The sequence below is a fragment of the Corynebacterium qintianiae genome (assembly GCF_011038645.2).
GTDB lineage: Bacteria > Actinomycetota > Actinomycetes > Mycobacteriales > Mycobacteriaceae > Corynebacterium > Corynebacterium qintianiae.
In genome coordinates this window covers 436,410-462,672 of sequence record NZ_CP064955.1, presented here as the reverse complement: position 1 = coordinate 462,672, position 26,263 = coordinate 436,410, and the positions used below count along the sequence as shown (strand labels likewise).

The 26,263-nt window shown below is 60.2% G+C and carries 26 protein-coding genes; 19 read left to right on the top strand and 7 right to left on the bottom strand.

Going from position 1 to position 26,263, the window contains the following annotated elements; all coding sequences use genetic code 11:
- The first annotated feature begins 132 nt into the window (after positions 1 to 132).
- Together G7Y29_RS10995 and G7Y29_RS02335 are read left to right on the top strand one after the other, a co-directional pair.
- A complete protein-coding gene (locus tag G7Y29_RS10995) occupies positions 133 to 309 on the top strand; it encodes an HNH endonuclease (protein WP_165005102.1) in 177 nt (58 codons plus the stop codon).
- 9 nt (positions 310 to 318) lie between these two features.
- On the top strand, positions 319 to 1,287 hold the full coding sequence (locus G7Y29_RS02335) for an SMI1/KNR4 family protein (RefSeq protein WP_165005100.1): 969 nt from the start codon (positions 319 to 321) through the stop codon (positions 1,285 to 1,287).
- 75 nt (positions 1,288 to 1,362) lie between these two features.
- On the opposite strand, the gene G7Y29_RS02330 is transcribed toward G7Y29_RS02335, so the two are convergent.
- Positions 1,363 to 1,986, bottom strand: coding sequence for a recombinase family protein (locus G7Y29_RS02330; protein WP_165005098.1), 624 nt, complete (start codon positions 1,984 to 1,986; stop codon positions 1,363 to 1,365).
- A gap of 242 nt (positions 1,987 to 2,228) precedes the next feature.
- Here G7Y29_RS02330 and G7Y29_RS02325 point away from each other — a divergent pair, with 242 nt between their 5' ends.
- The 4 genes from G7Y29_RS02325 (at position 2,229) to G7Y29_RS02310 (ending at position 6,835) form a co-directional block, all read left to right on the top strand.
- Positions 2,229 to 2,912: an HAD family hydrolase gene (locus tag G7Y29_RS02325; RefSeq protein ID WP_165005096.1), complete on the top strand. Its 684-nt coding sequence runs from the start codon at positions 2,229 to 2,231 to the stop codon at positions 2,910 to 2,912.
- An 84-nt stretch (positions 2,913 to 2,996) separates the two neighbouring features.
- On the top strand, positions 2,997 to 4,250 hold the full coding sequence (locus G7Y29_RS02320) for an L-tyrosine/L-tryptophan isonitrile synthase family protein (protein WP_165005094.1): 1,254 nt from the start codon (positions 2,997 to 2,999) through the stop codon (positions 4,248 to 4,250).
- Positions 4,247 to 5,464 (top strand): MFS transporter, encoded by a 1,218-nt coding sequence (locus G7Y29_RS02315; RefSeq protein ID WP_165005092.1) that lies wholly within the window; start codon positions 4,247 to 4,249, stop codon positions 5,462 to 5,464. Before G7Y29_RS02320 ends, G7Y29_RS02315 begins: the two co-directional genes overlap by 4 nt.
- A 528-nt stretch (positions 5,465 to 5,992) precedes the next feature.
- Entirely contained in the window at positions 5,993 to 6,835 is an 843-nt protein-coding gene (locus G7Y29_RS02310) for a serine/threonine-protein kinase (protein ID WP_165005090.1), read from the top strand.
- A gap of 1,148 nt (positions 6,836 to 7,983) precedes the next feature.
- Here G7Y29_RS02310 and G7Y29_RS10990 read toward each other — a convergent pair.
- Positions 7,984 to 8,733, bottom strand: a complete 750-nt coding sequence (locus G7Y29_RS10990; RefSeq protein WP_165005088.1) for an AsnC family transcriptional regulator — start codon at positions 8,731 to 8,733, stop codon at positions 7,984 to 7,986.
- Between the two features lie 141 nt (positions 8,734 to 8,874).
- Between G7Y29_RS10990 and istA the strand changes: the two genes are divergently transcribed.
- The 8 genes from istA (at position 8,875) to G7Y29_RS02265 (ending at position 16,292) form a co-directional block, all read left to right on the top strand.
- Positions 8,875 to 9,765 carry an IS21 family transposase gene (gene istA, locus G7Y29_RS02300; protein ID WP_196820167.1) on the top strand — a complete coding sequence of 297 codons (891 nt, stop codon included), beginning with the start codon at positions 8,875 to 8,877 and terminating at the stop codon, positions 9,763 to 9,765.
- Between the two features lie 30 nt (positions 9,766 to 9,795).
- A protein-coding gene (locus G7Y29_RS02295) for an IS3 family transposase (RefSeq protein ID WP_165005157.1) occupies positions 9,796 to 11,021 on the top strand; the annotation gives its coding sequence in 2 pieces (ribosomal slippage) (positions 9,796 to 10,075 and positions 10,075 to 11,021; 1,227 coding nt in all).
- A 40-nt stretch (positions 11,022 to 11,061) separates the two neighbouring features.
- Positions 11,062 to 11,385, top strand: coding sequence for a Mu transposase domain-containing protein (locus G7Y29_RS02290; RefSeq protein ID WP_165005161.1), 324 nt, complete (start codon positions 11,062 to 11,064; stop codon positions 11,383 to 11,385).
- Between the two features lie 43 nt (positions 11,386 to 11,428).
- The gene (gene istB, locus G7Y29_RS02285) at positions 11,429 to 12,226 is read left to right on the top strand and encodes an IS21-like element helper ATPase IstB (protein ID WP_165005163.1); all 798 of its coding nucleotides are present in this window, start codon (positions 11,429 to 11,431) and stop codon (positions 12,224 to 12,226) included.
- A gap of 354 nt (positions 12,227 to 12,580) precedes the next feature.
- Complete coding sequence (locus tag G7Y29_RS02280) at positions 12,581 to 13,291, top strand: IS6 family transposase (protein ID WP_196820166.1); 711 nt, start codon at positions 12,581 to 12,583, stop codon at positions 13,289 to 13,291.
- A 134-nt stretch (positions 13,292 to 13,425) separates the two neighbouring features.
- Positions 13,426 to 13,788 (top strand): DoxX family protein, encoded by a 363-nt coding sequence (locus tag G7Y29_RS02275; protein ID WP_165003727.1) that lies wholly within the window; start codon positions 13,426 to 13,428, stop codon positions 13,786 to 13,788.
- On the top strand, positions 13,788 to 14,042 hold the full coding sequence (locus G7Y29_RS02270; RefSeq protein WP_165003725.1) for a DUF3253 domain-containing protein: 255 nt from the start codon (positions 13,788 to 13,790) through the stop codon (positions 14,040 to 14,042). The genes G7Y29_RS02275 and G7Y29_RS02270 overlap by 1 nt, the downstream gene beginning before the upstream one ends.
- A gap of 81 nt (positions 14,043 to 14,123) precedes the next feature.
- Positions 14,124 to 16,292 (top strand): catalase, encoded by a 2,169-nt coding sequence (locus G7Y29_RS02265; RefSeq protein ID WP_165003723.1) that lies wholly within the window; start codon positions 14,124 to 14,126, stop codon positions 16,290 to 16,292.
- Positions 16,293 to 16,312: 20 nt separating this feature from the next.
- Here G7Y29_RS02265 and G7Y29_RS02260 read toward each other — a convergent pair whose 3' ends face one another.
- Together G7Y29_RS02260 and G7Y29_RS02255 are read right to left on the bottom strand one after the other, a co-directional pair.
- Entirely contained in the window at positions 16,313 to 16,930 is a 618-nt protein-coding gene (locus G7Y29_RS02260; RefSeq protein ID WP_165003721.1) for a ribonuclease H family protein, read from the bottom strand.
- 378 nt (positions 16,931 to 17,308) lie between these two features.
- Positions 17,309 to 18,961, bottom strand: coding sequence for an NAD-dependent epimerase/dehydratase family protein (locus tag G7Y29_RS02255; protein WP_165003718.1), 1,653 nt, complete (start codon positions 18,959 to 18,961; stop codon positions 17,309 to 17,311).
- A 149-nt stretch (positions 18,962 to 19,110) separates the two neighbouring features.
- On the opposite strand from G7Y29_RS02255, the gene G7Y29_RS02250 reads away from it, so the two are divergent.
- The 4 genes from G7Y29_RS02250 to G7Y29_RS02235 are packed head-to-tail and all read left to right on the top strand — an operon-like array spanning position 19,111 to position 21,852.
- Positions 19,111 to 20,625: an acyl-CoA carboxylase subunit beta gene (locus G7Y29_RS02250; RefSeq protein WP_165003716.1), complete on the top strand. Its 1,515-nt coding sequence runs from the start codon at positions 19,111 to 19,113 to the stop codon at positions 20,623 to 20,625.
- A 13-nt stretch (positions 20,626 to 20,638) separates the two neighbouring features.
- Complete coding sequence (locus G7Y29_RS02245; protein ID WP_165003714.1) at positions 20,639 to 20,836, top strand: acyl-CoA carboxylase subunit epsilon; 198 nt, start codon at positions 20,639 to 20,641, stop codon at positions 20,834 to 20,836.
- Positions 20,837 to 21,424: a Maf family protein gene (locus tag G7Y29_RS02240; RefSeq protein ID WP_165003712.1), complete on the top strand. Its 588-nt coding sequence runs from the start codon at positions 20,837 to 20,839 to the stop codon at positions 21,422 to 21,424.
- A gap of 29 nt (positions 21,425 to 21,453) precedes the next feature.
- On the top strand, positions 21,454 to 21,852 hold the full coding sequence (locus G7Y29_RS02235; protein ID WP_165003710.1) for a DUF3151 domain-containing protein: 399 nt from the start codon (positions 21,454 to 21,456) through the stop codon (positions 21,850 to 21,852).
- Here the strand turns inward: G7Y29_RS02235 and G7Y29_RS02230 are convergent.
- Genes G7Y29_RS02230 through G7Y29_RS02220 form a run of 3 tightly spaced genes read right to left on the bottom strand, consistent with a single transcriptional unit; the run spans position 21,849 to position 25,159 of the window.
- Entirely contained in the window at positions 21,849 to 22,334 is a 486-nt protein-coding gene (locus tag G7Y29_RS02230) for a DUF4282 domain-containing protein (protein ID WP_165003708.1), read from the bottom strand. The two genes, G7Y29_RS02235 and G7Y29_RS02230, sit on opposite strands and share 4 nt — an antisense overlap.
- A gap of 38 nt (positions 22,335 to 22,372) precedes the next feature.
- On the bottom strand, positions 22,373 to 24,043 hold the full coding sequence (locus G7Y29_RS02225; protein ID WP_165003706.1) for a cation:proton antiporter: 1,671 nt from the start codon (positions 24,041 to 24,043) through the stop codon (positions 22,373 to 22,375).
- A 51-nt stretch (positions 24,044 to 24,094) separates the two neighbouring features.
- On the bottom strand, positions 24,095 to 25,159 hold the full coding sequence (locus G7Y29_RS02220; RefSeq protein ID WP_165003704.1) for a Cj0069 family protein: 1,065 nt from the start codon (positions 25,157 to 25,159) through the stop codon (positions 24,095 to 24,097).
- Between the two features lie 225 nt (positions 25,160 to 25,384).
- Between G7Y29_RS02220 and G7Y29_RS02215 the strand changes: the two genes are divergently transcribed.
- Positions 25,385 to 26,242: a sulfurtransferase gene (locus G7Y29_RS02215; RefSeq protein ID WP_165003702.1), complete on the top strand. Its 858-nt coding sequence runs from the start codon at positions 25,385 to 25,387 to the stop codon at positions 26,240 to 26,242.
- Positions 26,243 to 26,263: the final 21 nt, after the last annotated feature.

Below are 26,263 nucleotides of genomic sequence, written 5' to 3'. Positions count from 1 at the left end.
CTCGAATCCTGTTCAGCCCCCTACACTAGGTATGTGTAAAGGGTGCTCGGCCTGATCCCGAGTCGGCGGGTCGCCTCCGCTTTGGGCACACCATCGACCACCCACTGGTTGGCCTCCGCGGCCTAGGCGTTGGTGAGTACTTTTGCCCACCCCTTTGTACACCCCGCAAGCTTTTCGCTCGGGCGATCCACTCAGCCTGGCGCTCCGTGTCTCACGTGCCCTTTACTGCAGCTCATCCCGAAAGATCTCCACAATGCTGTGCGCCACACAGGCGGATACGCTATATGGAGCAAGCCACTGAATTCGTAAAGGACAACCATGACCGACTACAGCACTCTTTTTGAATACCCGGCACAGCCAGCGGATGAACAACGCATCCGAGAAATCGAGCGCGGCCTGGGCCGTCGCCTGCCAGATGCCTACGCGCGTCTTCTCTCCGAGACAGGGGGAGGGTCCCTGAGCATGAACACCTGCTACCTCCCAGAAATAGAACTTCCCGACGGCGACGTGATCGACGTTGCCGTAGACAGCATCTACGGCAACGGAACGACCTCCAACAACACGAATGTCGACTTGCTAGAGCAGGCAGCATTCTTGATGGAGGAATGGGAAATCCCCCGCGAAGTCCTGCTATGCGCGGACAGCGAAGACGGCATGCACCAGTGCTTTGTCATCAACTACGACTTGTCCGAGTTTCCAGCAGGATCAGTACTGTATCTCGACACCGACCCCGACGGTGCAAAAGTACTAGTCGCAGACTCATTCGACGACTTCCTGGCCCAACTTGAACCACACCCCTCAATCAGTGAGGCAGAAGAAGTCAGCCAAGACGGCATCGGTATCAAAGGAGTGCGATACGGCGCACTGTCCCAGCCACTCCAGCAAGCCCTGGCCGCCACCCCAACACCAGATATGGAGCAGTTGCTGCGCAAGGCGACTGAGCCGATCACAGATTCCATAGGGGTAGCGATTACCGGAGATACGCCAGAAGGCCGCACCTTTTACGACGTGGTGTACTGGCTCGTCCAGCACGTTGAACCGCAACACGATCCCAGGACATATGGCCATTGGGGGTGCGAAGGGCAGGAACTGACATTCGGGGATTTAATGGGCGACTCATTCACAGTCCCTGGCCAGAAGTACGGCGGGGTAGGCTACACATTGGGGTCAATCATTACGTGGTGGAATCGCCGGGTTAAAGAGGGCGTTCTGACAGAGACAGAAAACGGCTACATCATGGATGAAAGCTACATCAACCAGGTTCTCGATCACCTTCGCCAGGGCTAGCGAACTGCTGCTTGATACCTACACTGTCTGCGAACTACGACTAGCCCCCTAAAGCTTCATCATTAGGGGGCATCTCTACGTGCGGGGAAGATATGTGTACAAGGTGGTCCGTCCGATCCCGAGTCGGCGTGCCACCTCTGCCTTGGGTACACCATCGGCCACCCACTGCCGCGCCTGCGCAACTTGGCCGTCGGTGAGCACTTTCGCCCGCCCCTTGTACACCCCGCGCGCCTTCGCCCGGGCGATGCCCTCTGCCTGGCGCTCCTTGATGATGGAGCGCTCAAACTCGGCGACACTACCCATAAGCCCCAGCATCAGCTTGGCAATTGGGTCCGCCTTCGCCGAATAGGTCTGCCCCTCGCGCAAAAACCTTACCGAGACACCACGGCCCACAAGGTCCTCGACAATCGTGTGCAGGTCCACAAGTGAACGGGCCAGGCGATCCATGCTCGTGACAATGAGCTGATCTCCCTTACGCAGATAGCGCAGCACCTCCTCAAGCTGGGGACGGTGGCGAGTCGATCCGCTGATCTTCTCCTTATATATCTGCGACGCCCCGGCCGCCTGAAGCTGCTCGAGCTGGCGATCCAGATTCTGCTCCAGGGAACTGACCCGGGCATAACCAACCTTTTGCCCCAAAACCACGTCCTGGTGTTCGTCAATCTCTAGATGTAATGACGGTTCTGTTCCGGTAGCCATAATATGACCCTACCGAACAGCTAAAACTTGTAATTCAGATCTGTTCTCTTAGGGTGTACCCCTAAAAACGCAATCCCCTAGACGGCAAAGATACTCCAACCAGACGGGGAATGACCTCTAAAGAGTTATCGACTCGAGAAGATAGCTATCTCACCTCTTATACCTACATTTCCGGCTGAGGGAGGCGAGCAAAGTTAAATTACTTCAGTAAGCCCAAAACACAAAAAGGTAGAGGAGAGGCCATGCAACCAGACCGCGGATATAAAACGTTCGTTTTCGATCTCGACGGGACTATTCACGTAGATTTTGAACCTATCGAAACGGTCTTGCAGTTCGCACGGACACTCGATCCTTCTAGGTGCTACTACGTTTCAAATTCAGATCGATATTCAGGGAGCGCCATTTCTTCATATCTTAAAGATCAAGGACTAGAGGTTGTAGATAGCCAATGCGCAACGACCTTGGATTTAATACCAAGAGCTCTAGCCCTGATGCATACAGACAAAAAGCATGTATCCAGCCCCACATCCAACCCGGCCGTTCACGATGCAATACGCTCAGCTGGATATTCCATTACCCATCCGCGAGATACCATCCCTGTCATCCTGGGATACGCTGATGGCGCACTTGAAACTATAAAATTGTTACGAAGCAACCCACCCGCTGAATTGTGGGTAACAAATGGGGATCAAAAAATTAGTCGCTCAACGGGATATATCCCGGGATTGGGCGCCCTGCTTCAAGACGAAGAACTACTGCAAGGCGCCAAAATTATTGGAAAACCAAGTCTCTTATTCGCAGACGTTCTTGGGATACCCGCAGGGAAACAAACAATAGTCATAGGTGACAACCCAAATGTGGACGGCGTATTTGCTGCCAACCTGGGAGCTTCGTTTCACCTAGTGAGCAACGGGATCTGGCACTAAATCTCTCCAGCCCAAAGAAAACTGGCACAATCCCACAGATCCGGGGAGGTCGACGACCGACTGCGGAACTGCGTAGAATAACACATGACCCCAATTTTCCCAAGCAAAAATCACGCCACAACTCCATTTGTGGGAGGCTACCGAATGGATAAGTCAAACTTCTCTAATGTGAAACTCTCTGAAGAGTTTTTTCATATTTCTTTCACCCCCACCAATTGGCTTACGGACCCCTGGAAGTGCATCGAAGCGACTGAGAGATGGACCCGACCCGACTCGGCCGTGCTCGAAACATTCGACACTGAGAAATTCAAGGAGAACTACTCCCGAAAGGCAGCTGTCCTTTCGGATGTAAGAAGCAGTTTTTCAGGAAATACTGTCGACGACATCATTATGATCATGGAGCACGAAAGGTTTCTAAAAGGGCCGAAAGGCAACCTTCTCCATGATGGAGTAACGAACCGTGCCAAAATCGAAACTGCAATAAGCAATGGGGTCCCCATAGAAATTGTCATCCCTTCATTTGCGGGTCGCCCACATAATCCTGCAGCTCATAAGCGAGTAGCTCCCGACTTAGGTGAAATGTATGCTCTTCTCCATCTCTTAGATATTTCAGATACCGTGAGGGAAGTGTATCCACCGGGACTACTGTTTACGCTCATTCTTGACGGAACAATTTATCGACCTTTCTACGGGTACGCCCACAATGAAGCTGTCCCCTACGAGGAGAACCTAAACCGGCAGATTTCAGCACTTGAAGCAGAAAATTCTCTGCGAACTATCGATATGTGGCCCATCTACCAAGAACGAAAGGATGAAGTCGCTGCGATCGAAGCAGAAGTAAGAGAGCACGTTTCGAGTCAGTGGAATGATCACGATCTTCCCTCCAGGCAAGATCTAATTGCCGCCCTTCGCCAGGGGGTTGAAACCACTCCCATAACTGTAGCTCTGATTGAGATGTACAAGAGTGGGTCTTACAAGAATGTTGACCTAGATAGTTTCTTCATTCGCGCAGAAAAGGCCCTTCTCAAGAGGGCAGAGCACGCCGCGTTCGAATACACCGTGCTTCTGACTATTATGCGTAGACTCGATCTGGTGATGACCGCATTCCCAGATGCTATCCGCGGAACAGTCCACCCTAAGCCAGATCAATACTCTCCCATTATGCGCGATGCCAAAACTGTGATTTCCCCCTGGCATGGCACCGCGATCGTCCGTCTAGATGGCTCCATCGTAACGGAATATGAGGCTATTGTTTTTCAAGAGCCAGAGCGCTATAAAGCATGGTTTGTAAGGGGCGATGAAGCTCCCTTCTACTATGAAGAAATCAAACTGCCTTGATCAAACCTCCGAAAAGTTCGACGAAAAGCACCCTTGGGTTAATCTGGCCGATAGTTGCCACCCAAATCTGCATATCCGCCGCGGTGGGACTAAATCTTACTATCACCGCACTTGCAGCCGTTGAGGTTACAGGCAAGGAATCATTGGGCGGACTAGCCCAGACAAGCACCATCTTGGGCGCCACATTCATTACCATAACGGCAACGAGAATCAGCATCCTCAAGGATAGGCTGTTTGCACTACGATGCACCATTGGTGTGGCTGCACTAGGATCCCTCGTTGCACACTTTGCCATCTCTACTAAAGGCTCCAGCGGATGGCTTCTCTTCGTTGGATTATTTCTCCTTGGGGGAGGCACGGTAAGCGCACTTATCTCTCGCTTTACAGCCACTGAGAAAGTCGGGCAAAATCAACAGGCCACATCTGCAATTGGCATAGTACTTTTCGGCTCCGCGATAGGCTCTGTAATAGGACCAAATATATATGGCCTCATCTCTCTAAACATCGAATCACCGATGGAGTGGGCATTCGTCGGGTCTGCTCTAACCTTCATGGTTGGACTACTGGTCCTATCTTTTGAAAGGCGCCAGAGCTACACATCGGGGACCCCACGCTCGACTGCCTCTTCAGAATCAGGACGTCTCATATGGAAGCAATCTTATGTTTTTATATTCGCCGCCGGAATCATTGCCCACGCATCAATGATTAGCCTGATGACAATGGCACCCATTTACACAGATAGAGTTTTTGGTCCATCTAGATCTGGAATCGTGATGACAGCTCACCTACTCGGCATGTATGCTACCGGACCTTTTGTGAGCTCTAGCCTTAATCGGTTCGGACTCAGAAAGACGATTACGTGGGGAGCAACCGCCTTTCTAATCTCGATTTTCCTCTTAGTTTTTCTGCATAACTCTTTTATCCTGTTTACTGTGGGTCTCTTTGGAGTCGGAGTATTTTGGTCGGTAGGTATGATAATTTCCTCCACCCTTGCCTCTAAGATTGATGACACAAACCAACGAATGGCGCTCCAGGGCAGACTGGATCTGACCATAAACATTGCAGCGGGCGTGAGCTCTATCCTGTCTGGCATCTTAGTGACCATGATCGGATATCCACTGCTTGCAGGGCTAGTCTTCGCTTTTACATTCCTTGCCTTCGTTTCTGTATTTTCGCTAAACCGCGTCAGATCGAAAGGACAGATACACCACTAACTAGAACTCGACCATCCGATCGCAACTTGCCCAGCAGGTGCAGCGGGGAGAAGAAGCACTGCAGGCTCGAACGCTTACCGACAATAGCGACGATGAGGATGACACAGATTGCCAACAACGTGAGGCGGCCAGGGAGATGAAACCGGCGGTGCCGTCGCCGCTCGAACCGTAGAACAGTTGTGTGTCCTTCCCGGATCCTTCCGCCCACTTTTTCGCCAGCATCACCGAGTAACTCCCGGGAGTCGGTGACAACGAGAGCCCAGTCAGGATCAACCGGGGGATTCTCCGACACCGCGGCAGAAAGTTGCATGTAGTCGAGGTGGAAGTGTCATCGCCATAAAATGCGCCTTAATCACCTGCCTGTGATTTATCCGCAATCTCAGCCCTTCCAAGCATGTACACTAGGTAAAATCAGACCCATCTTTGAATCTTCACAGCTTTAAGCATGATCACTCGTCGAGCGGAAACGATATCCGGGGAGCATCAAACAGGAGCGCGGTAGCGGATCCCACACCAAGGAATGGAAGCATGGACGTATCCCAGGTAATCCATGAAGTCGACGCGGCTCTCGGCTTTGAGAACTCAGAACCGCTCACACAGGGTGGGCAAAAGCTCGTCCTGAAGGGCATGATAGGCGGTGCGAAGGCAGTAGCCAAAATCGTTTTTATCGAACCAGGGGCAAACGGAGACATTACTTTACAGCGAGCCCATCGCGAAGTGGAGCTCTTATCCGCAGTGGAATCCAACCGGGTGGTCAAGGTACTCACCGATGCCGTTGAAATTGGCGATCCAGTGAAAGCTGTCTGCTGGGCCGAGGAGTACCTAGACGGCAATGATCTGAGTGCGTCTCTCAAGTCGAAGTGGGCGGAAGACGATGTTTGGCTACTTATGCATGATGTAGCAGAAGCCCTCGCCGCATGTCACGAACTCGAGGTTGTCCATCGCGACTTGTCACCGGGAAATATACGCCGCACGTCCAACGGTCATTTCATGTTAATGGACCCTGGACTCGCACGACATCTTGAGAAAACCGCTCTCACGGGAGCATATCAACCGGGCACTCCGGGGTGGCGTTCCCCGGAGCATGTCCCTGGCGGAGATCCAGTTCCTGCCAGTGATGTGTTCTCCCTAGGCATCCTTTCTTTCTTCGCCTTAACCGGCCAGTTTCCTATTGACCCACCCTGTGACCCCCAAACCTATGATCGCGCATTGATTGAGCAGCAAGCCCCTCCGATCTCGACGATCCGCCCAGATATCTCTCCCGATCTCGGCGAAATTATCGACCGCTGCCTTAACCGGCAGCCTGCCCGCCGCTTTCTAGACGGGGCAGAGCTCTTGACGGAAATCGAAAAAATGGAGTCAAACCGATGAGCGGCGTTCTAATCCATGACGGCAGGCGCAATGGCCATCGAAAATGGGCCGTAGAAGCAATTACCAATGGATATGCAGACGGTGTCATTTTGTCGCCATTTGCGACACCTCGTGTTACAGTGCCGCGCCATCCAAGCGCTTCAGAGCTCTCGAAAGACGTGTGTGCGGCGGGTGGCGAAGTAATTTTCGACCCTATGACCCATGCACGGTTCTTACCAGGCACCAATAAAACTGGATTCTATGACGCATGGGATCTATGGGGGCCAACCGGGACATGTCTCGATAACACAACTGCTCAGGTCGCACACATAGAGCGGGTTTTCGAGTACCAGAGTCAAATCGGTGCCCCTCACCTGGCCCCAACCTTGCAGCTTCAGGCGCCCCGCTCCACCGATTCATCCCGCGCGCTCGACATGGCTCGCGTCGCACGAGGACTAGACAAGGGTGCTTGGCAGTCACTGGTGGGAACACGAGCCTTTTGGTCCTCTGGCCCCCATCTGGATGCCTACGTCGGCACCCTTTCATCCCTTCGCGCCCCAGTATGGATGATTACCGTGGCAAACGAAATCGTCGCAGGGCAAGTTCCTGATCTGACGGACACAGCGGCGTTCGCCGGCCTATGCCGTACAGTTCACTCACTCTCCCTGCGATCACGTGTAATCTTGGCCTTTAGTGACTTTGCGGGTCTCCCCGCGATCGCTGCAGGTGCCGACACCCTTGGGAGCGGCTGGGACCGAGGTCAAAGAACCTTCGACCCTCTTTCCTATCGGGAGAATTCCGATGACAGTCCCCGAATATCCGCTTCGTACGTAACGCACGGTGGGCTCAACGCGGTCCTACGGCGTGATACCGCCGATGCGATTACCCGCTGGGATACATCCCAGGCTGAAAGAATGCGAGGAGGTCCGATGCCTCCCACCGACAATGTAGAACGAATGCATCACCTCCAACAGCTCCGACATGCAGTAATGGATGTGGCCCCAATAGGCGCTACCCGCCAAGAGCGAATCGATACACTTCGACACCGGTATGCGACTGCAGCACAGGACTTCGATGCCCTTATCCCTGCCCTGCCACGTATTGTGCGCGAGTCGGACAAAGAGGCTTGGGCGATAAATCCATACAAGATTCTAGAAACGTACGCAGCTTTAGAAGGATTCTGAATCCATAACCTGTCGAACGAACTGCTCTGACATAGCGAGCCGAAGGCCTGGATTTGGACGACCAATGCGTGGCCTTCTTATCCAACGTCCATTCGCAGCGAGTCCCAAGCCCAATGCAGAGCAGTGATTTTTTACCTCGTCTAGGTTCCGCGGGTCTTTTAGCAATACGACAGCGGCTCCATCGCACCACGTGGAGTAGCGCAAGGCTTGACTGACCCCCTGCCGCCAGTCACTAACTTTGGCCTCAAGCGCGTACGCTCGGCCGATTGGCTCTAATCCTCGCACTCGTCGATAACCCGAACCGGAAACTTGAACGTAACCACCGGTCGTGAGCTGCCGAATACGCCTGACCAGCTGGTTCTCACTTATCCCGGTTTTACGCGCCAACGTGGTGATTGTTCGCGTCTGGTTCGATGATAGCGCCGCAACAATTGCGCAATCAGTTTCGCTAAGGAGGGGCGGCAGACCGAGTTTCACACGATTTTGAGTTGTGGCATGCCACCCGGTGATGGCGACCGCATCAGCCACACCGCGCCCCCCCACAAACTCTCGAACAAAGGCGATGCCTTCCGAAGCGTTCGGAAGGCGTACTGAAAGCGCCGGTAGATCTTCATCAAGCAAGCGTTCAGCCTTAGACTCAAAATAGTGTCCCGGGCGCGACTGCCCCTCAAACTCACGTATGGCGTGCGAACTCGACGAATGGAAATCGGCAGCAGCCGTCAAACCCAACGACATATAGCCACTCTAACTTGTTGGCGTTAGCCTCAGCATCCAGCCCTTACTCCCACCACCCCGGTGTCCACTACTGTCAGCGCTCTTTGAAAAGTAGCCCAAAACGCTCCTCGAAAAGTAGCCCACCCGGAAAAGATTGGATGGGTGATTTCATTGGAGGAATGGGTGCAGATCCGATACCTGCGTGGGCAGGGTCTGTCATTGAGGAAGATCGCGGCCGAAGTGGGCTGTGCGAAGAAGACGGTGGAGAAGGCTTTGGCTTCAGATTCGCCGCCTTGTTACAAGCCACGGGATGCCAAAGGCACGAGTTTCGATCCGTTTGAATCGCAGGTCAGGGAACTTCTCGCGGAAACACCGCAGCTTAATGCCAAGGTGTTGGCTCAGCGAGTGGGCTGGACAGGCTCGGATTCATGGTTTCGCAAACACGTTGCCAGGATCCGGCCTGAGTATATGCCCGCCGACCCAGTCGATACCCTTACTCACGCCCCGGGGCGTGAGATCCAATGTGATCTCACTTTTGCACCGGGTGGACTACCTGATGCTGATGGGGTCTACCGCGCGTTGCCGGTGTTGGTGATGGCAGCCTCGCATTCTCGTTTCGCTGCGGCGTGTGTGCTTCCCTCGCGCACGACTGATGACTTGATCGCCGGGATGTGGCAGTTGATAACACGTGATTTCCAAGCGGTACCAGATCGGCTCGTGTGGGATCACGAGTCCGGGATTGGCAAGGCGAAGCTGTGCGAGCCTGTTGCCGCATTCGGCGGGGCGCTGGGCTGCAGAATCGTTCAGACCCCACCGCGGGACCCGGAATCTAAAGGCATCGTCGAGCGCACCAACGGGTACATGAAGCGTTCCTTCTTCCCCGGGCGCCGGTTCAGCGACCCGGTGGATGTGCAAGCCCAACTTGATGAGTGGTTCACCACAATCGCCAACGCACGCGTTCACACCACGTTGAAGGCCACACCGGCGGACTTGTTCGCAGCTGATCAGCGGGCGATGCGCCCCTTGCCACCGTATGAAGCGTCCTGGGTTTAGTTCCTACCTCAGCTAAGGAAGGATTGAACTATGCCTAGAAAGTATTCCGTCGAGTTCAAGGAGAAGGCGGTCCATCAGATCATCGAAATGGTCCGCCTGGAGTCTTGCTCACTGCAACGCGCCTACACGGAGGTCGGTGAGCTGCTTGGTGTATCCCACCACACGTTGCGGGCTTGGTACCGTGACAGCGCTTCAGTACGCGATAATTCTGACGCTTCAGGCGGCGAAACAATGGAAGAAGAACTCAGGCGTCTGCGTCGTGAAAACCGCGAACTGAAACGAGCAAACGGGATTCTTAAGACAGCTTCGGCTTTTTTCGCGGCGGAACTCGACCGACCCACGACCAAATGATCTCCTACATCGACGCGTACAAAGATCAATTTGGGGTCGAGGCCATCTGCAGAGTTCTAAAACAGGCAGATCGTGGATTCATCACCTCTCGTGGCTACCGCAAGGCGACCACTCGTGTTCCCAGTGCAAGGGCCTTAAGCGATAGCCTGCTCATCCCAGAGATACAGCGTGTGCATGCGGAGAATTTCTCGGTCTACGGCATCCGCAAAATGTGGCACGCGATGAACCGTGAAGGCGTTCATATTGGTCGCGACAAGACCGCACGTCTGATGAAACTCGCAGGCGTTTCTGGCCGCAGACGTGGGCGAACCCCACTAACTACGATCAGCCCGAAGACACCGGATCATCGCCCGGACCTTGTGCGCCGAAACTTCCGTGCGCAGGCACCAGGCAGGCTTTGGGTTGCCGACATTACCTACGTTCGCACCCTGTCAGGATTCGCTTATACAGCGTTTGTCGTGGATGTATTCAGCCGAAAAATTGTTGGTGTCGCTACACGCTCGACAATGCGCACCAACGCGCTGCCGATGGAGGCTTTGGAGCATGCGTTAACGACTGCAGGGCGAATCCATGGAAACCAGCTAATTCACCACAGCGATCGGGGCAGCCAGTATGTGTCACTGAAGTATTCCACTGCGCTAGCTGAGTCAGGAATCCGCCCGAGTGTGGGAACAGTCGGCGATTCTTACGACAATGCACTAGCCGAAACAGTCAACGGTCTCTACAAGGCTGAACTGATTCATGCCCAGGGCCCGTGGACGTCGGTCGGAGAAGTCGAACTGGCCACCTTGCGGTGGGTGCATTGGTGGAACACTAAGCGACTTCACGAAGCATTGGACTACGCCACCCCACAGGAAGTAGAAACCGAGTACTATCTCACCGAGCCCATCAACACAGGGCCGTAAAAGAAGCGGAACTAAACCCAGGACGCTTCAGTATCCGCCGGTGTTCGGTGTCAGGCCCGCGGTGCGCCTGCCGCGTAACTACTACGTCACCGTTGACACCAACCAGTACAGCGTGGATCCGACATTCATTGACCGACTAGTCACTGTGCGCAGCACGCTTGATGAAATCGCCGTGACCGGGCCACACGGTGAACCCGCCGCGGTGCACCCACGCCACTGGGGCCAGCACAAGGTCATCACCGACCCCGCCCACACCCAAACTGCCCGCGCCATGCGCCGCGACCTAGCTACGGCGAGCGAGAGATTCCAGCCAGATACCGCTGTTGACATCGCTGACCTATCCATCTACGACCACATCGCCTAACACGGCCTCAACGCCCCACAAACTTCAAGGAGAGCTCTTTCCTATGACCCGCACCAGCGCCCACGACACCGCGGCGGCAATTAGTCACCTCGCACGGGAGTTGAAAGCCCCACGCATCGACAACGTCTACTCAACCATCGCCAATCAAGCACGTAGCCAATCCTGGACATTCGAGGAGTACCTCGCCGCCGTGCTATCCGTCGAAGCGACCGCCCGCGCGGAATCCGGAGCATCATTACGCGTCAAACGCGCCGGCTTTCCGGCCGTGAAAACCATCGCCAACTTCGACTTCACCGCACAACCCAGTATTGACCGCACTGAAATCGCACGCCTTGAAACCGGGGCCTGGGTCGCCACAGCTGAAAACGTCGTCCTGCTCGGCCCACCCGGAACCGGCAAAACCCACCTCGCCACCGCACTTGGCATCACAGCAGCGCAGCAAGGCTATCGCGTCCTCTTCGACACCGCCGCCGGGTGGATAAACACCCTCACCGAAGCCCACAACACCGGCAAACTCGAAACGCTGCTGAAACGATTAAACCGCTACCACCTGCTCATCATCGACGAACTCGGCTCCATTCCCGTCGAAGCTGACGCGGCGAACCTGTTTTTCCAACTCGTCTCCAAACGCTACGAACACGGCTCCATCATCGTGACCTCAAACCTAGCGTTTTCCCAATGGGCGCAATGCTTCGGCGACATCACAGTAGCCACCGCCATGGTCGACCGCATCGTCCACCACGCCAAAATCTTTCAACACCGAGGAGTAAGCCACCGCATCAAAGGACGCGAAATACCCGCACCAACAACCCCCTCACCAACCCCACATCAGGCACAATAACAACGACCACACTGGGCTACATTTCAAAGAGCGCCAGTGAGCTACATTTCGAAGAGCGCTCACAACTACCTAGGGAAGCATCCCCGGGTATCCTGAGGAACGCGGGCGACACCGTCTCGCCCGCGCACACCACAAAGCGACAAAAACCTCCAAACCTTGAGAAAAATGTTATGGACATTTCGTTCTGTAACGTTTATTCTTAAACATATGGGAAGACCACGAGAGTTCAACGAGGAGGAAGTCCTCAACGGCGCCATCACCCTCTTCGGTACCCAGGGATTCGACGCAGTCTCCGTAGACGGTGCTGTTGCAAAGTTGGGGCAGTAGAAAGACCGGCGTGAAATAATCAGAGCCATGGGCATCTTCTCCGGTCGGCATTTCCCCCGTGACATCATCCTGTGGGCGGTGCGGTGGTACTGCCGCTACGGGGTGAGCTACCGCGATCTCGAAGAAATGATGACCGAGCGGGGTGTGCCAGTCGATCACACCACGATCTACCGCTGGGTGCAGAAATACGCCCCTGAGCTGGATAAGCACACTCGGTGGTACCGGCAGGTACCCGACTGGCAGGCTCGGTCCTGGCGGGTGGATGAGACCTATATCCGGGTCGGCGGCACGTGGTGCTATCTCTACCGGGCTATTACCGCCGGTGGGCAGACCCTGGACTTTTATCTCTCTCCGAAGCGCAATGTCGCGGCGGCCAAGCGTTTCCTGGCCAAGACGCTGCGATCGAATACGACAGCCGGGTCCCCGCGGGTCATCAACACCGACAAGGCACCAGCTCTGGCCAAGGCAATATCCGAGCTGAAGTCAGAGGGAATCTGCCCTCAGACGGTGGAGCACCGGCAGGTGAAATACCTGAACAACGTTCTCGAGGGAGATCATGGCCGGTTGAAACGAATCCTGGGACCGAAGGGGGCGTTCAAAAATCGGACGTCTGCCTACCGGACGTTGAAAGGGATGGAAGCGATGCACTCATTGCGGAAAGGTCAGGGCACGATGTTTGCTTATGGGCACCCCAATCCGGACGCGGTGATCGTCAACCGGGTCTTCGAGACGGCCTGAGAACGCCGGCACGCAGCGGCCATCAGGAAATGAGAAACTGGGTCGTCTCGGCTCTCCGCCCAACTTTGCAACAGCACCCCGCCATAGAACGATTGTGCGCATCCCCGGTGACCAAACCCGCTACGCTCGGCACAATGAACCGCCTCCAAAAATCCCTCGTCCCGGTCTTGGCTACCGCCGGTGTGCTCCACTTCGTCAAACCCGAACCCTTCGACAGCATCGTGCCGCCACAGCTGCCGGGTGAACCAAGGACGTACACCTACGCCTCCGGCGTGGCGGAGTTGGCATCGGCCGCACTGCTGGCCAGCAAGCGCACCAAGGCCACCGGCGGTCTCGCCGCCGCCGGGCTGTTCGCCGCCGTGTGGCCGGCGAACATTTATATGGCGTGGCTGTGGCGGCGTAAGCCGTGGTACCTGCAGGTCATATCGTTGGCGAGGATCCCCCTGCAAATCCCGCTCATCCGCGCGGCGTGGGGTATCCACAGGGGACACTCCTGATGGTGTCGGTAGAAGAGCTGCGCCGGGGGGTCGTCGATAAGCTTGCCGCTCGAGCCCCCGAGACCTCGATCTGCCCTTCCGACGTGGCCCGCGAGCTGGGTGATGAGAACTGGCGCGAGCTGATGCCGGCCGTACGCGCGGCAGCGGCCCATTTGGCCGAGGACGGAACCGTGGTTGCCACGCAGGGCGATGATGTGGTGGACGCGGAAACAGCGAAGGGTCCGATCCGGATCCGGCGCGGCCCCAGCTGGTGACCCCCGCGCGGGGGTGACTGTCGTGGCGCGTCTCTACCATCGAGGCAGTAACCCATAACCCCGAGTGGATAGGTAGAGCTAATGGCAGACAAGAAGAACAACCAGCCCGCAGCTTCCCCGCAGGATGACGTAGCTCCCGGAGCCCCGGGAAACCACACCCCGACCGGTTCTGAACCAACGGAGCCTACTACCGCGCCGACCCCCAAGGCCGACCAGCAGCCGCCCGCCGCTTACTCCCCCACCGGTTGCCCGTTCCACATCGGTGCTGGCGAGCCTGACCCCCGCGCACAGCAGGGCGAGTTCCTCACCACCGCCCAGGGCGCGCGCCTGAGCGAGACCAGCCACTCCCTGCGCGCGGGCGAGCGCGGCCCGCTGCTCATGCAGGACCACCACTTCCGCGAGAAGATCACCCACTTCGACCACGAGCGCATCCCGGAGCGCGTCGTCCACGCCCGCGGTGCGGGCGCCCACGGCGTGTTCAAATCCAACGGAAAGGCCGCGAAGATCACCAAGGCCGGCCTGTTCGCGGAGGGCAAGGAGACCCCGGTGTTCATGCGCATCTCGACGGTGCTGGGCTCGCGCGGCTCCGCCGACACGGTGCGCGACACCCGCGGCACCGCCATCAAGTTCTACACCGAGGAAGGCACCTGGGACCTGGTGGGCAACAACATCCCGGTGTTCTTCATCCAGGACGGCATCAAGTTCCCCGATGTCATCCACGCCGCCAAGCCGCACCCGGACCGCGAGATCCCGCAGGCGCAGAGCGCGCACGACACGTTCTGGGACTTCGTCGGCCAGCACACTGAGGCCACCCACCACACCTTCTGGAACATGTCGGACCGCGGCATCCCGCGCTCCTACCGCATGATGCAGGCCTTCGGAATCCACACCTTCCGCTTCATCAACAATGAAGGTGAAACCACGCTGGTGAAGTTCCATTTCAAGCCGCGCCTCGGCGTGCACTCCCAGGTGTGGGAGGAGGCCCAGATCGCCGGCGGCGTCGACCCAGACTTCCACCGCCGCGACCTCGCCGACGCCATCGAGGCCGGCGCCTTCCCCGAGTGGGACATGGGTGTGCAGGTTTTCCCGGACACCAAGGACCAGATGTTCGAGGGCATCGACCTGCTCGACCCCACGAAGATCGTCCCCGAGGAGCTCGCCCCGGTCGAGATCATCGGCACGCTGACCCTGAACAAGAACCCGGGCAACTACTTCGAGGAAACCGAGCAGGTCGCCTTCCACCCGGGTCATCTCGTGCCGGGCATCGACGTGACCAACGACCCGCTGCTCCAGGGCCGGCTGTTCTCCTACCTGGACACGCAGATCAGCCGCCTGGGCGGACCGAACTTCGCCCAGCTGCCGATCAACCGCCCGCACGCCCCCGTCAACGACATGCTGCGCGACGGCATGTACCAGCAGGGCGCGCACACCGGCGTGGCCCCGTACAAGCCGAACACGCTTGACGCGGGCAACCCGACCGAGGCGACGGTCGAGCAGGGTGCGCTTATCGACGTCCCCCAGCCCGTCGAAGGAACCATCACGCGCGCTAACCCGACCTCGTTCGAGGATCACTTCACGCAGCCGCGCATGTTCTACCTCTCCCTGACCGATGTGGAGAAGGAGCACCTCGCCGGCGGATTCTCCTTCGAGCTGGGCAAGTGCTACGAGGAGTCCGTGAAGCTGCGCTACCTCGACGTTCTCGCGCACGTGGACCAGGGCCTTGCCGAGACCGTCGCCGACAACCTCGGCCTGCCTCACCCCGCCAAGGTCGAGGTCGCCTCTGTGGAGCCCTCCCCGGCGCTGTCCCAGCTCGGCCAGACCTGGCCCATCGACGGCCGCCAGGTCGCCGTGCTCGTCAGCTCCACCGGCAAGCTCGACGGTGTGGGAGCACTGCTGACCGAGCTCTTCGACGCCGGCGCCACCCCGCTTCTCGTCTCCGACAAGGGCGGCACCCTGTCGCTGGACGGGTCTTCCGTATCCGTCTCGCGCACCTACCTCACGGCGCGCTCCATCGAGTTCGACGCTGCTGTGGTGGTCAGCCCGCCCATGACCCCCGAGGTCGTGACCATGCTCGGCGAGTTCGAGCGCCACAAGAAGGCAATTATCGTCGTCGGCAAGGACGGCAAGGTCGCGCTCGAGGGCTCTCGTATCCCCGTTGACCAGCCGGGTATCGTCACCGTCGATTCCGCTGACAAGGCTGTCGGCCCCGTCACGGAACTGCTCGCCTCGCACCGCGTCTGGGACCGCTAAGTTTCACGGTGCGCCAGCTGCTACGCCGCAGCAGTTGCCTGGGACGGCAGCGGCGTAGCAGGCACGAAGTCGTGCGGGTCGACGGCGGCGAGTAGCTCGCGGAGGTCGGCGCGAATGTTGGCCACCAGTGCCGTGGGTGAATGACCCCACTGACCGCAGCGACGGGCGGTGACGGCGGCGCGGTCTGCCAGCTCGTTGAGCGCGTTGCCGTCATGTCCGCGGACCCAACTCACGCGGACGTCGATGCCGCGGGCGCGAACCTTGTCAAGCTCAGCCACGCAGCTTCTCTCGAATTCCCCTGCGAACGGTCGCGGGGTCGACGAGTTCGTGGCTCGCGCCGCGGTTAAGGAATCGGTGAGGATGTCCACCTCACGCGCTGTCTTACTGCTCTTCAGGCGACGCAGAACCATCGCGATGGCCGCGAACTCCCCCTCCAAGACCGTTTTGGCATGGACCTGTCCGATCTGAATCTTGCCGGTCGAGTCCACTGCCGCAATACCGATGAGGCTGTCGCGCTTCTGCTTCGACGCGTCTGTGGCGTACACTCGGCGCACTTTCGCAGCAGGCACCTCACCCTCGGCGGGGCCGTGCACCACGTGGGCTTGGGCGACCCGGGCGGCCTCCCACGTCGCACGCATGGCGGCACCGGTGACGACGCTGCGGACGTCGAGGCCGGGGCGGTTGGAGGGCGTTGGTAAGCAAACTGCGGATGGTGGCGTCGGCGATGTAGAGAGTCATGCCGCCACGTTGGTATTTCCACGTTTCATTGACCGCTTCGATAAGCCAGCTCAGGACCTCAAACCTCGACGACACGGGCTGACTGTTGGAATAGACCACTTCACCGTCGACGGCGGCGGTGACAATCAAATCGCGCTGGCGATCCAAATGGCGGTCGAGGAAGTGGATTACGGCGGTGGGCTTCGTGGCGCTGGTCATGGGAACACCGTAGAAGCTGGGCCCGACAACCCACCCCGAATAGTCGAACACATGTGTCCTGACATTGGAACTGGGTTCGACTACTCCCCTTTGAACGTGTCGCGGTCCTCGCGAAATGCCGTGGCGGCCGCGTAGTCGTGGATCTCGGTGATCAGCGCGAGTTGACCACGCGCGACGTCGATTAGCTCGTCGAACACCTCAGGCGCGATGCCGAGGTGGGAGGCGTTGTCCCGCAGCGTCTCCCAGCCGCCGATCTTGCCCGCCACGGCGGAGCGGAGCAGCTCGGACTCGAGGAGGAGCGCCATGGGCGAGCGCTCGACGACCCGGCCGTTGGGCTTGAGGCGGCCGAACCGCTCGCCAACCCACGCGGCAGCGCCCTGCGCGGGCTTCGGATCGAAGCCGAAGCTGCGGGCCACGTACTCCAGGAAGTCGCGGTCCGCGCGGATCTCGCGGGCGACGCGGGCGATCTGCGGAAACACGGGGGTGTCCTGGTAGTTCAGGGTCATCATGTCGAGGCGCTCCACCGCACCGCGGGCACCGGTGAGGTGGTTGGCCAGGTAGTCCTCGAGCAGCTCAGCGTCGATATCGCCCGACACCTGCAGCCCCTCGTCCGCGACCTGCCCCGTCTCCTCTACGGTCAGATCGAGACGCGGCAAGACCTTGGAGGTCTCATCCTCGGCCCACAGGCTCGGCGAGTTGTGGCCGGTGCCTTCGATCATGGCGTCAAGGAGCTCGCGCAAGGAGTCCTTGGCACTGCGCCGCGGCTCCCACCCCAACTCGGTCTTGGCCCGGGTGGTGTCCATCATTGGCACGCCGAGGGCCATATCCACCCAACCCGCGTCGGTCGGCAGGGAACCCGCACGGTGCGCCGCGGTGACTGCGGCGCGCACGGCGACGGGCGGCAGCTCGAGGAAGCGGCCGGTACCGAGAAGCTCGGCGAAGTCCTTGGGGTACAAAACGTCGTCGGCGCAGATGTTGAAGGCACCGGTTGCGCGCTTGATCGCCGCGAGGCGGTAGGCCTGGGCGATGTCGTCCGAGTGCACCGCCTGAGCCCTCAGGCCGCGCGGCAGCGGCACCACTGGCAGCTTGCCCTTGCCCAACAGGCCCACCGGCACGGCGGAGCCGAGGAAGAAGCGCTGGATCTCGGAGGCGGCGTCCGCCTGGAAGATCAGACCCGGGCGCAGACGCGCGACGCTGATGTCCGGGTGCGCGGCCTCGAAGGCGTCGAGAAGTTCCTCGACGGCACCTTTGTCCTCGCTGTAATGGGAGCTCTCGATGCCGCGGGCCTCGAAGTCCTCGGAGCGCAACGGCGGGGTGTCCTCCGGGCCGTCAACGTCCTTGCGCGCAGGGTCCGAACTGTAGGCGCCGATGGAGGAGGCGACTACGACGTGTTTCACGCCCGCGGCCGCGCAGGCGTCGAGCACGTGCTGGGTGCCGTCGACGTTGACCCGGCGCAACAGGCCCCGGTCGTGGTTGGGGAAGATGATCCAGGCGAGGTGGATAACGGTGTCCGCGCCCTCGAATGCGCGTGTCAGCGCGGGAACTGCGTCATCGGCCGTGGTGGCGGCCCCGACATCGATGCTGTGCCACTCGACGCCCGCGTAGGGCTCCGCTTCGGGGGAAGGAACGCGGCGGGAAATGCCGACGATGTCGGTCACAGTGTCATCCGCGTGCAGGGCACGCAGGACGGCGGTTCCGACGTTGCCGGACGCGCCAGTAACGGCGATCTTCATGGGAGAAACCTCAATTCGTAAGCGATGTCTTATACATGACCCAGTTAACACGAAACTTCCCGGCCCGGAGTGAAACACTTTCGCCCGCAAACCGATACACACTATGGCCGTTCACCTGACAGGGAATTAGATAGTTAGACTGGGGCGCTATGAGTTCAACGAAACCGGATATGACCACGACCGCGGGCCGTCTCCACGATCTTCGCAACCGCTTGGAGGAGGCCCACGCACCGGTCGGGCACGACGCCGTCGACGAGATCCACGCCGCGGGGCGGTCAACCGCGCGGGAGCGTGTGGAGAAGCTCCTCGACGCCGGCAGCTTCGTTGAAACCGACGCCCTCGCTCGCCACCGGGTCGAGGTATACAAGATGGACAAGACCAAGCCCGCCACCGACGGCGTGGTCACGGGCTACGGGCTTGTCGACGGCCGCCGGGTCTGCGTGTTCTCCCAGGATCCGACCATCTTCGACGGGGCCTTGGGCGAGGTCCACGCGGAGAAGATCCTCAAGATTTATGACCTGGCCACCAAGACCGGCGTCCCACTGGTGGGCATCTATGACTCCGCCGGGCCGCGCGTGGCGGAGGGCATCGTCACCGCCGCGATGCAGGCGAAAATCTTGCGCGCGGCTACGACGGCCTCGGGCCTGATCCCCCAAATCGCCGTGGTGGCTGGGCCGACGTCGTCATTAGCGTCGCTAAGCGTGCCGCTCGCGGACCTGGCGATCATGGTCGATCGAGCCACGCTGCACCTGGCGGACCCGGACGTGGTGAGCAAGGTCTCCGGTTCGGACGCGACCGCGCAGTCGATCGGCGGGGCGGCCGTGCATGCGGCGACCACGGGGCTCGCGCAGCTGACCGCCTCCACCGATCAGGACGCGGTGCAGCTCGCCCGCGACGTCATCGGCTTTTTGCCGACGAACAACCGCGCCGCCTCCCCCGCAGGGGAGACCGGTGAGCCGGCCGACACCGACCTCAACGCGTTCATGCCCGATGATGAAAGCGCCGCGTACGACGTGCAGGACATCATCGCGGCAGTGACCGACGGCGACTTTCTGGAGCTCGGTGCCGCGCACGCGGACAACATCGTCACGGGTTTCGCGCGCATCGGCGGGCGCGCCGTGGGCATCGTGGCCAACCAGCCGTCCGTGCTGGCGGGCTGTCTGACCACCGCCGCCTCCATCAAGGCCGCGCGCTTCATCCGCACCTGCGACGCGTTCAACCTGCCCGTGGTGATGTTGGTCGACTCCCCCGGTTTCGTGCCCTCCGTCGACGAGGAAAAAGCAGGTGTTGTCACGCGCGCAGCAGCGCTGGCATACGCGTTCGCCGAGGCCCAGGTCGGCACGATTACCGTTGTCACCCGCAAGGCCATCGGCCCCTCCTACACGCTGATGGGGCCCAAAGACCTCGGCGCCGACTTGGTGTTCGCGTGGCCGACCGCGCAGATCGCGCTTGCCGACGCCCCCACCGCCGCCGCAGCCCTCGACACCGACGCCGGCGCTTACGCGGACGAGAACCTCAACCCGTACATTGCCACCGAGCGCGGCCTCGTCGACGCGGTCATCGAGCCGTCCGCCACCCGCGCCCAGATCCTCGAGGGCCTGCGCCTGCTCGAGCGCAAGGTCGTCTACCCGCCCGCCAAGAAGCACGGCAACATCCCGCTCTAAGGAGACATTCGCAATGGACATCAAGGTAGTCAAGGGCAACCCCACCGAGGACGAAATCGCCGCGCTGACGATGGTGCTGGCCGACCTCCAGGCCGCGGCGGCCGCCACGCGAACCCCTGGCGAGCGCAACTTGTGGGGGACGCCCAATGCGCCGGGCCACAGCGCGCCGATTTTCAACCCCGGCGCGTTCTCCAACGTCACGTACTTCTAGATGCGCCTCGTTCTCGCCTCCCAGTCCCCGTCGCGCCGCATGCTGCTGGAAAACGGCGGGGTCTCGCCCGTTCTCCACCCGGCCAACATCGATGAGGAATCGCTCATCCGCGCCTCCGCCGGCCCGGCCGAGGAGACTGTCGCCGCTCTCGCCCGCGCGAAAGCCGAAACCGTCGCGCCGCTCTACCCCGACGACGTGGTGGTGGGCTGCGACTCCATGCTGCTTCTCGACGGCACACTCCAAGGCAAGCCGCACACCGTGGACGCCACCGTCAACCGCTGGCGCTCTCAGCGCGGAAAGGTGGCGCAGCTACTCACCGGCCACGCCGTGCATTACCGGGGCCAGTGGGTCGTGGAAACAGTGACTACTCGCATCCGGTTCGGTGACGTCTCCGACGCCGACATCGAGGCCTACGCCCGATCCGGTGAACCCCTCGAGTGCGCCGGCGCCTTCACACTGGAGGCCCTCGGCAGCTGGTTCATCGACTCCATCGACGGCGACCCTTCCAGCGTGATCGGGCTGTCCATGCCGCTCCTACGCCGGGCGTTGTACTCCTTCGGGTTGAATGCCTCGGAGTTCTGGTCCTGACATTCGGCCGCGCGGGTAGCCTAGGTGGCATGAAGTTCGACGACATGCTCGCCCCGACCCCTGTCCACCTGCCCGAGGATCCCGCCCAAGGCATGGACCTTCTCGACCGCGACACCGCGCTTACAAACCCCGAGTCCCCCGCGGTGTGGGCTGCCCGGGCCGCCGCTGAGCTGAAAGACGGCGACGTGCTCGTCGCTTACGCCTACGCACGCACCGGTTACCATCGCTCCCTGGATCGACTGCGCGCGAACGGCTGGAAAGGCTGGGGACCGGTGCCGGCCAGCCACACGCCCAACCTGGGCGTACTCAGGGCTATTGCCTTGCTCGCCCTGACCTCCAAAGCAATTGGCGACACCGACGAGTATGACCGGTGCCGCCAGATGCTCTCCGATGCGGATCCCGGGAGCGTCGACAAGCTCTTGGGCTAAACCCCGTTCTTTGCCTCGACGTCGTTGGACATGATCGAGGTGTTTTGCGCCGTCTTGATGTTGGCCACGAAGAACTCCAAGAAGAGGCGAGCTCCGATGAGCTGGAAAAGGGTGAAGATGGTTCCGAAGATGAGGTAGGCGAAGAAAGCGAAAATGCCCACGCCCACCCCTCCCTGGAAGGAAACGAGCGACACAAACAAGCCGATAAACCACGTTAGCACAATAAACGCCATGAAGATGATGTAGATCACCTTGGCGAAATCAACCGTGATGTAGCGGCTGAAGCTGAAGTCGAACAGCGCCTTGAAGAAACCATCCCGGGAATGGGGCGCACCGGTGGCCGCTGGGGAATATCCGTAGGGCGCACCGTACCCGCCGCCGGGGAAGCTGGACGGCGTAGGTCCCCCAGCAGGGTAGTCGGTGCTGGGTTGGTAGTTGGTGGCCCACTGGTTCTCGCCTTGGGAGTCGTACTTAGAAGACATCGTCGGTTCCTTACTCGTTGACAGGTGGTGAACTGCACCTATCGTAATGCCCCGGTGCTCCCATCGCGCGCCAAAGCTTCCACGGCCAACTGCTCGCCGTCGATAATGCGCAACTCGCGGTCGAAGTCGGGCGCGTCGATCAACCCTGCTTCGCGGATTCGCACCAATGCCTCCCGTTGAACCGAGACGCGTTCGGCGGCATATTCCCAGACACCGCCGGCCTCTCCCGGGCTCTCCGCCATCAGCTCCCTGCCCGCTCGAGCGAGATCGATGAGCGTGGCGTGGGGCACTTTTGCGGGGGACACACCTTGGGAGACCAGGCGGTGTCGCAGCGACGGCGGCACGGCAATGCCAGCGGCGGCTTCATCCAGCTGCTTGCGCACCCATTCGCGCTCCTCGGGCGAACTCGGCTCATCCGCACCGGGTTTCAGCACCGCCACTACCCAGCCGAGGGTTCCTCCCTGCACAACCAGCGAAACGGCCGCTACGATGAACGCCACGAGGATCAGGAAACCTCGGGCGGGCGTGTCTTGCGGCAGCGTCTGCGCGGCCGCGAGCGTAACCGCGCCTCGCATGCCGGCCCAGACGATCACACCCCCTGCTCGCACCCCGAGGGGCTTTTTGGCGTAGTACGCACCGTCGGCCAGGCGCCGCACGGTGCGCTTCCGCGAGGTACCACCTGCCGCGTCTTCGACTGAACGTTTCCGGAGCCTGACTGTGCTGCGGCGCAGAAACCCGAGCAGCGGGGCCACCGCGAGACAGCGGACAACAAGCACGACGACCCACACCGCCAGTGCCACCCACAAAGACGCCGCGAACGTAAAGCCCGAAGCCGTCGCCTCGTTGATGAGATGAGGCATCTGCAACCCCATCAGCACAAACACGAGGGACTCGAGGATGAGGCCCACCGCGTCCCACGTCCGGTTGTCGGAGATGCGGGTCGCCGGGTGCAGTTCCCTCGCCGCGGCGTCCGCGACAACGAGGCCAGCCACCACGGTGGCGACCAGGCCCGACGCGCCCACTTCCTCGGCCGGGAGAAAAGCGGCGAAGGGAATCGCTAGCGAAAGCACCGTGTTCGACGAGGCGTGATGGAGAAACCTACGCAACAGCATCGCCACTTTGCCAACGCAGTATCCCACTAGGACCGCCCCGACGACTGCCCAGAGGAAGCTGGCGGCAACCTCCCCGGCCGTGACGTGCGAACGGGCGGCCAGCAGCGAGCTTCCCAAAATGACGAGGGCGGAGGCGTCGTTGATCAGACCCTCTCCGTCCAACACCGCGACTATTCTGCGGTTCACGCCGGCGCGCCGAACGATTCCCACGGCAACGGCGTCGGATGGGCTGACTACGGCACCGACCGCGATCGCGTAGGCGAGCGGGATCTCGGGTACGAGGAAGTGAATTGCCGCGCCGACGCACACGGATGTCACGCCGACGAGGAGGACCGCAAGCGCGAAAATCGCGCTCAAGTTGCGGCGGAAATCATGGTCCGGCATGCGCATTGCCGTGGCAAACAGCAGCGGAGGGAGGATGAGCTGAAGGATGATCTCCGGCTCGACAAACACTTCGGGCACCTGCGGCAGGTAGGCTGCGGCCGCCCCCACCACCAGCAGGATCACGGGGGCGACTACGCCGATGCGCTCACCGAGGGGTTCAGCGAATGCGATCACTAGAAGCGTGATCACAATCAGGAAGAGTACAAGTGTCACAACGGGTACGGTACACCCGGCGCATACGCGCGGCCGAGCGACAACGTGCGCCTACGCCGAGTGCTTCTCCTCGACGCGCTTGATGGCCTCATCTGCCACCATTTCCTGGATGCCCATGTCCAGCTCCGAGGTGAACCCGACGCAGGAGCAGTTGATCTCGCCGAGGACGTATGTGTCCTTGCCGGTCTCGTCGTCGTCGGCAAGCATGAAGTCCGCGGTCCAAATCAGCGGGATGTTGTCGCCTCCGAGGTTGTCGGCGATCACGGGGCGGGCGTCGGCGAACATGTCGACGAGCTCCTGCCACTCCTCCGGCTTGTTGTAGGTGTACTTCGCGCCCGAGAACAGGGTGGCGGAGAACGCGTCGCCGCCCTCGGCCGGCTTCTTGTGCACGACAAAGACGGGGTGCGGGCCGACGAGCAGGATGCGGATCTCACCCTCGACGATGCGCGGCATGAACCGCATGTCCACGAGCATGCCGTTGTCGCCCACGATGTACTGGTCACAGAAGTCCATGAACTCACCCAGCTCGCGCTCCTCGGTGTGGTTGTCCACGGCCTCGGTGCACTTGAGCTTGGTCTCCAGCGGCAGGGCGGTGCCCGGCTCGACGGACTCGGCCAATTGCTTGTCGGCGAGGCGGACGCGCCAGATGCCGGAGCCTGTGGAGCCGCGGTTCTGCTTCAGCACGCGCTCGCCGTAGGACAGGGAGACCGGGAATGTCTCGTGGAACGACTCCACGTCGTAGTAGGCGGCGGTGTCGGACGGGACGAGGTCGGTGTCGTTGAGTTTGACCAGCGCGTCCTTGGCACCGTAGGAGACCATCTCTTCCGGGGTGGACATGCCGACTAGGCCGGCGTCGGAGAGCTTGGACAGAAGCTCGAAGTAACCCTTCTCCCCGCCCGGGATGTTGCCCGGGTTCACGCGGGAGATGTAGGCGTCGAAGTTCTCGGAAACGTAGGTGTAGAGGTCCTCGCTCCACTCGGGGCGGAAGAAGACAACCTCGGCGTGCCAACCTTTTTCCTTGATGGCGTTGACGATAGGCATGGTGTCTTTGCGGTGGCCGTCGAAGTACTTGTCGGAACCGCCCTCGACCTCGAAGACGACGATTGCTTTTTGCATGTGAGCACCTTTCTGCAGTTAGTCAGGCAGGAAAAGCTTTAGGAATGGGCGGCGGACCACCTCTATTCAGGGAGTTTATGGTGCTTTCGTATCCGTTGCTCGGCGAGCGGGCATTCAGTAACTAGCACCACATCCCCGGGCCGCACCACTGACCCACGGCAATGCGCCTACCCGAAAAAGGTAAGGTGGGAACCCGTATCAAACGCGCCCGAGGAAAGGTGGCTCATGGGCATCGAGCACGACCCGCATCCGCTGTTTCAGGAGTTCACCCACCCCGAGAAGTTCGTCTCGGCGGCATGGCTTTCCGCGCGCCTCGGGGTCGAGGGTCTGAAGGTGGTTGAGTCGGACGGGGACGCGGTCCTGTACGACATCGGCCACATCCCCGGCGCGCTGCGCATCGACTGGCACCGTGACCTCAACGACCCGGTCCGACGCGATTTCATCGACGGTGCAGCGTTTGCCCAGCTCATGGGATCACGTGGCATCTCCCGCGACGACACCATCGTCGTCTACGGCGACAGCGCGAACTCGTGGGCGGCCTATACTGCATGGGTATTCGAGCTGTTCGGCCATCCGGACGTCAGGCTTCTCGACGGCGGCCGCGACGCCTGGATGGGAGAGGAGCGCGACACTTCGTACGCGGTCCCCTCCTTCCCGGAAGTGGAGTACCCCGTTGTGGAGCGCGATGACGACGCAATCCGCAAATTCGTCACCGACTTCCGTACCTCGCCCTCGCCGCAGCTTATCGACGCCCGCGCGCCGGAGCAGTATGCCGGCACCCCGCCTGACGGCCCGTCGATTAGCCTGCGCCACGGCCACATCCCCGGCGCCGTGAACGTTCCGTGGGGCAACGCAGTGCACCCTAACGCGCGCTTCAAGTCTCGAGCTGACATCGAGGCGGCGTACGCGCAGTTCGACCGCGCCGAGGCCACAGTGACGTATTGCGACCTCGGGGGCGCGGCCGCGCACACCTGGTACACCTTGCGCTACGCACTAGGCTTCGAGCGTGTGGCGCTCTATGACGGTTCCTGGGCCGAGTGGGGAAACTTGGTCGGTGTCCCCATCGAACGCTTTGTGGACTAACCTACGGTGGAGTAAGTTTGT

Excerpts from the sequence above, each read along its gene's own strand:
- G7Y29_RS02255 (WP_165003718.1), bottom strand. The coding sequence starts at position 18,961 with ATGAAGATCGCCGTTACTGGCGCGTCCGGCAACGTCGGAACCGCCGTC.
- G7Y29_RS02325 (WP_165005096.1), top strand. The coding sequence starts at position 2,229 with ATGCAACCAGACCGCGGATATAAAACGTTCGTTTTCGATCTCGACGGG.
- G7Y29_RS02310 (WP_165005090.1), top strand. The coding sequence starts at position 5,993 with ATGGACGTATCCCAGGTAATCCATGAAGTCGACGCGGCTCTCGGCTTT.
- G7Y29_RS02270 (WP_165003725.1), top strand. The coding sequence starts at position 13,788 with ATGGTGTCGGTAGAAGAGCTGCGCCGGGGGGTCGTCGATAAGCTTGCC.
- G7Y29_RS02335 (WP_165005100.1), top strand. The coding sequence starts at position 319 with ATGACCGACTACAGCACTCTTTTTGAATACCCGGCACAGCCAGCGGAT.
- G7Y29_RS02245 (WP_165003714.1), top strand. The coding sequence starts at position 20,639 with ATGGACATCAAGGTAGTCAAGGGCAACCCCACCGAGGACGAAATCGCC.
- G7Y29_RS02220 (WP_165003704.1), bottom strand. The coding sequence starts at position 25,159 with ATGCAAAAAGCAATCGTCGTCTTCGAGGTCGAGGGCGGTTCCGACAAG.
- G7Y29_RS02230 (WP_165003708.1), bottom strand. The coding sequence starts at position 22,334 with ATGTCTTCTAAGTACGACTCCCAAGGCGAGAACCAGTGGGCCACCAAC.
- G7Y29_RS02320 (WP_165005094.1), top strand. The coding sequence starts at position 2,997 with ATGACCCCAATTTTCCCAAGCAAAAATCACGCCACAACTCCATTTGTG.
- G7Y29_RS02330 (WP_165005098.1), bottom strand. The coding sequence starts at position 1,986 with ATGGCTACCGGAACAGAACCGTCATTACATCTAGAGATTGACGAACAC.
- G7Y29_RS02265 (WP_165003723.1), top strand. The coding sequence starts at position 14,124 with ATGGCAGACAAGAAGAACAACCAGCCCGCAGCTTCCCCGCAGGATGAC.
- G7Y29_RS02215 (WP_165003702.1), top strand. The coding sequence starts at position 25,385 with ATGGGCATCGAGCACGACCCGCATCCGCTGTTTCAGGAGTTCACCCAC.
- G7Y29_RS02260 (WP_165003721.1), bottom strand. The coding sequence starts at position 16,930 with ATGCGTGCGACGTGGGAGGCCGCCCGGGTCGCCCAAGCCCACGTGGTG.
- G7Y29_RS02235 (WP_165003710.1), top strand. The coding sequence starts at position 21,454 with ATGAAGTTCGACGACATGCTCGCCCCGACCCCTGTCCACCTGCCCGAG.
- G7Y29_RS02280 (WP_196820166.1), top strand. The coding sequence starts at position 12,581 with ATGGGCATCTTCTCCGGTCGGCATTTCCCCCGTGACATCATCCTGTGG.
- G7Y29_RS02250 (WP_165003716.1), top strand. The coding sequence starts at position 19,111 with ATGAGTTCAACGAAACCGGATATGACCACGACCGCGGGCCGTCTCCAC.
- G7Y29_RS02240 (WP_165003712.1), top strand. The coding sequence starts at position 20,837 with ATGCGCCTCGTTCTCGCCTCCCAGTCCCCGTCGCGCCGCATGCTGCTG.
- G7Y29_RS10990 (WP_165005088.1), bottom strand. The coding sequence starts at position 8,733 with ATGTCGTTGGGTTTGACGGCTGCTGCCGATTTCCATTCGTCGAGTTCG.
- istB (WP_165005163.1), top strand. The coding sequence starts at position 11,429 with ATGACCCGCACCAGCGCCCACGACACCGCGGCGGCAATTAGTCACCTC.
- G7Y29_RS02275 (WP_165003727.1), top strand. The coding sequence starts at position 13,426 with ATGAACCGCCTCCAAAAATCCCTCGTCCCGGTCTTGGCTACCGCCGGT.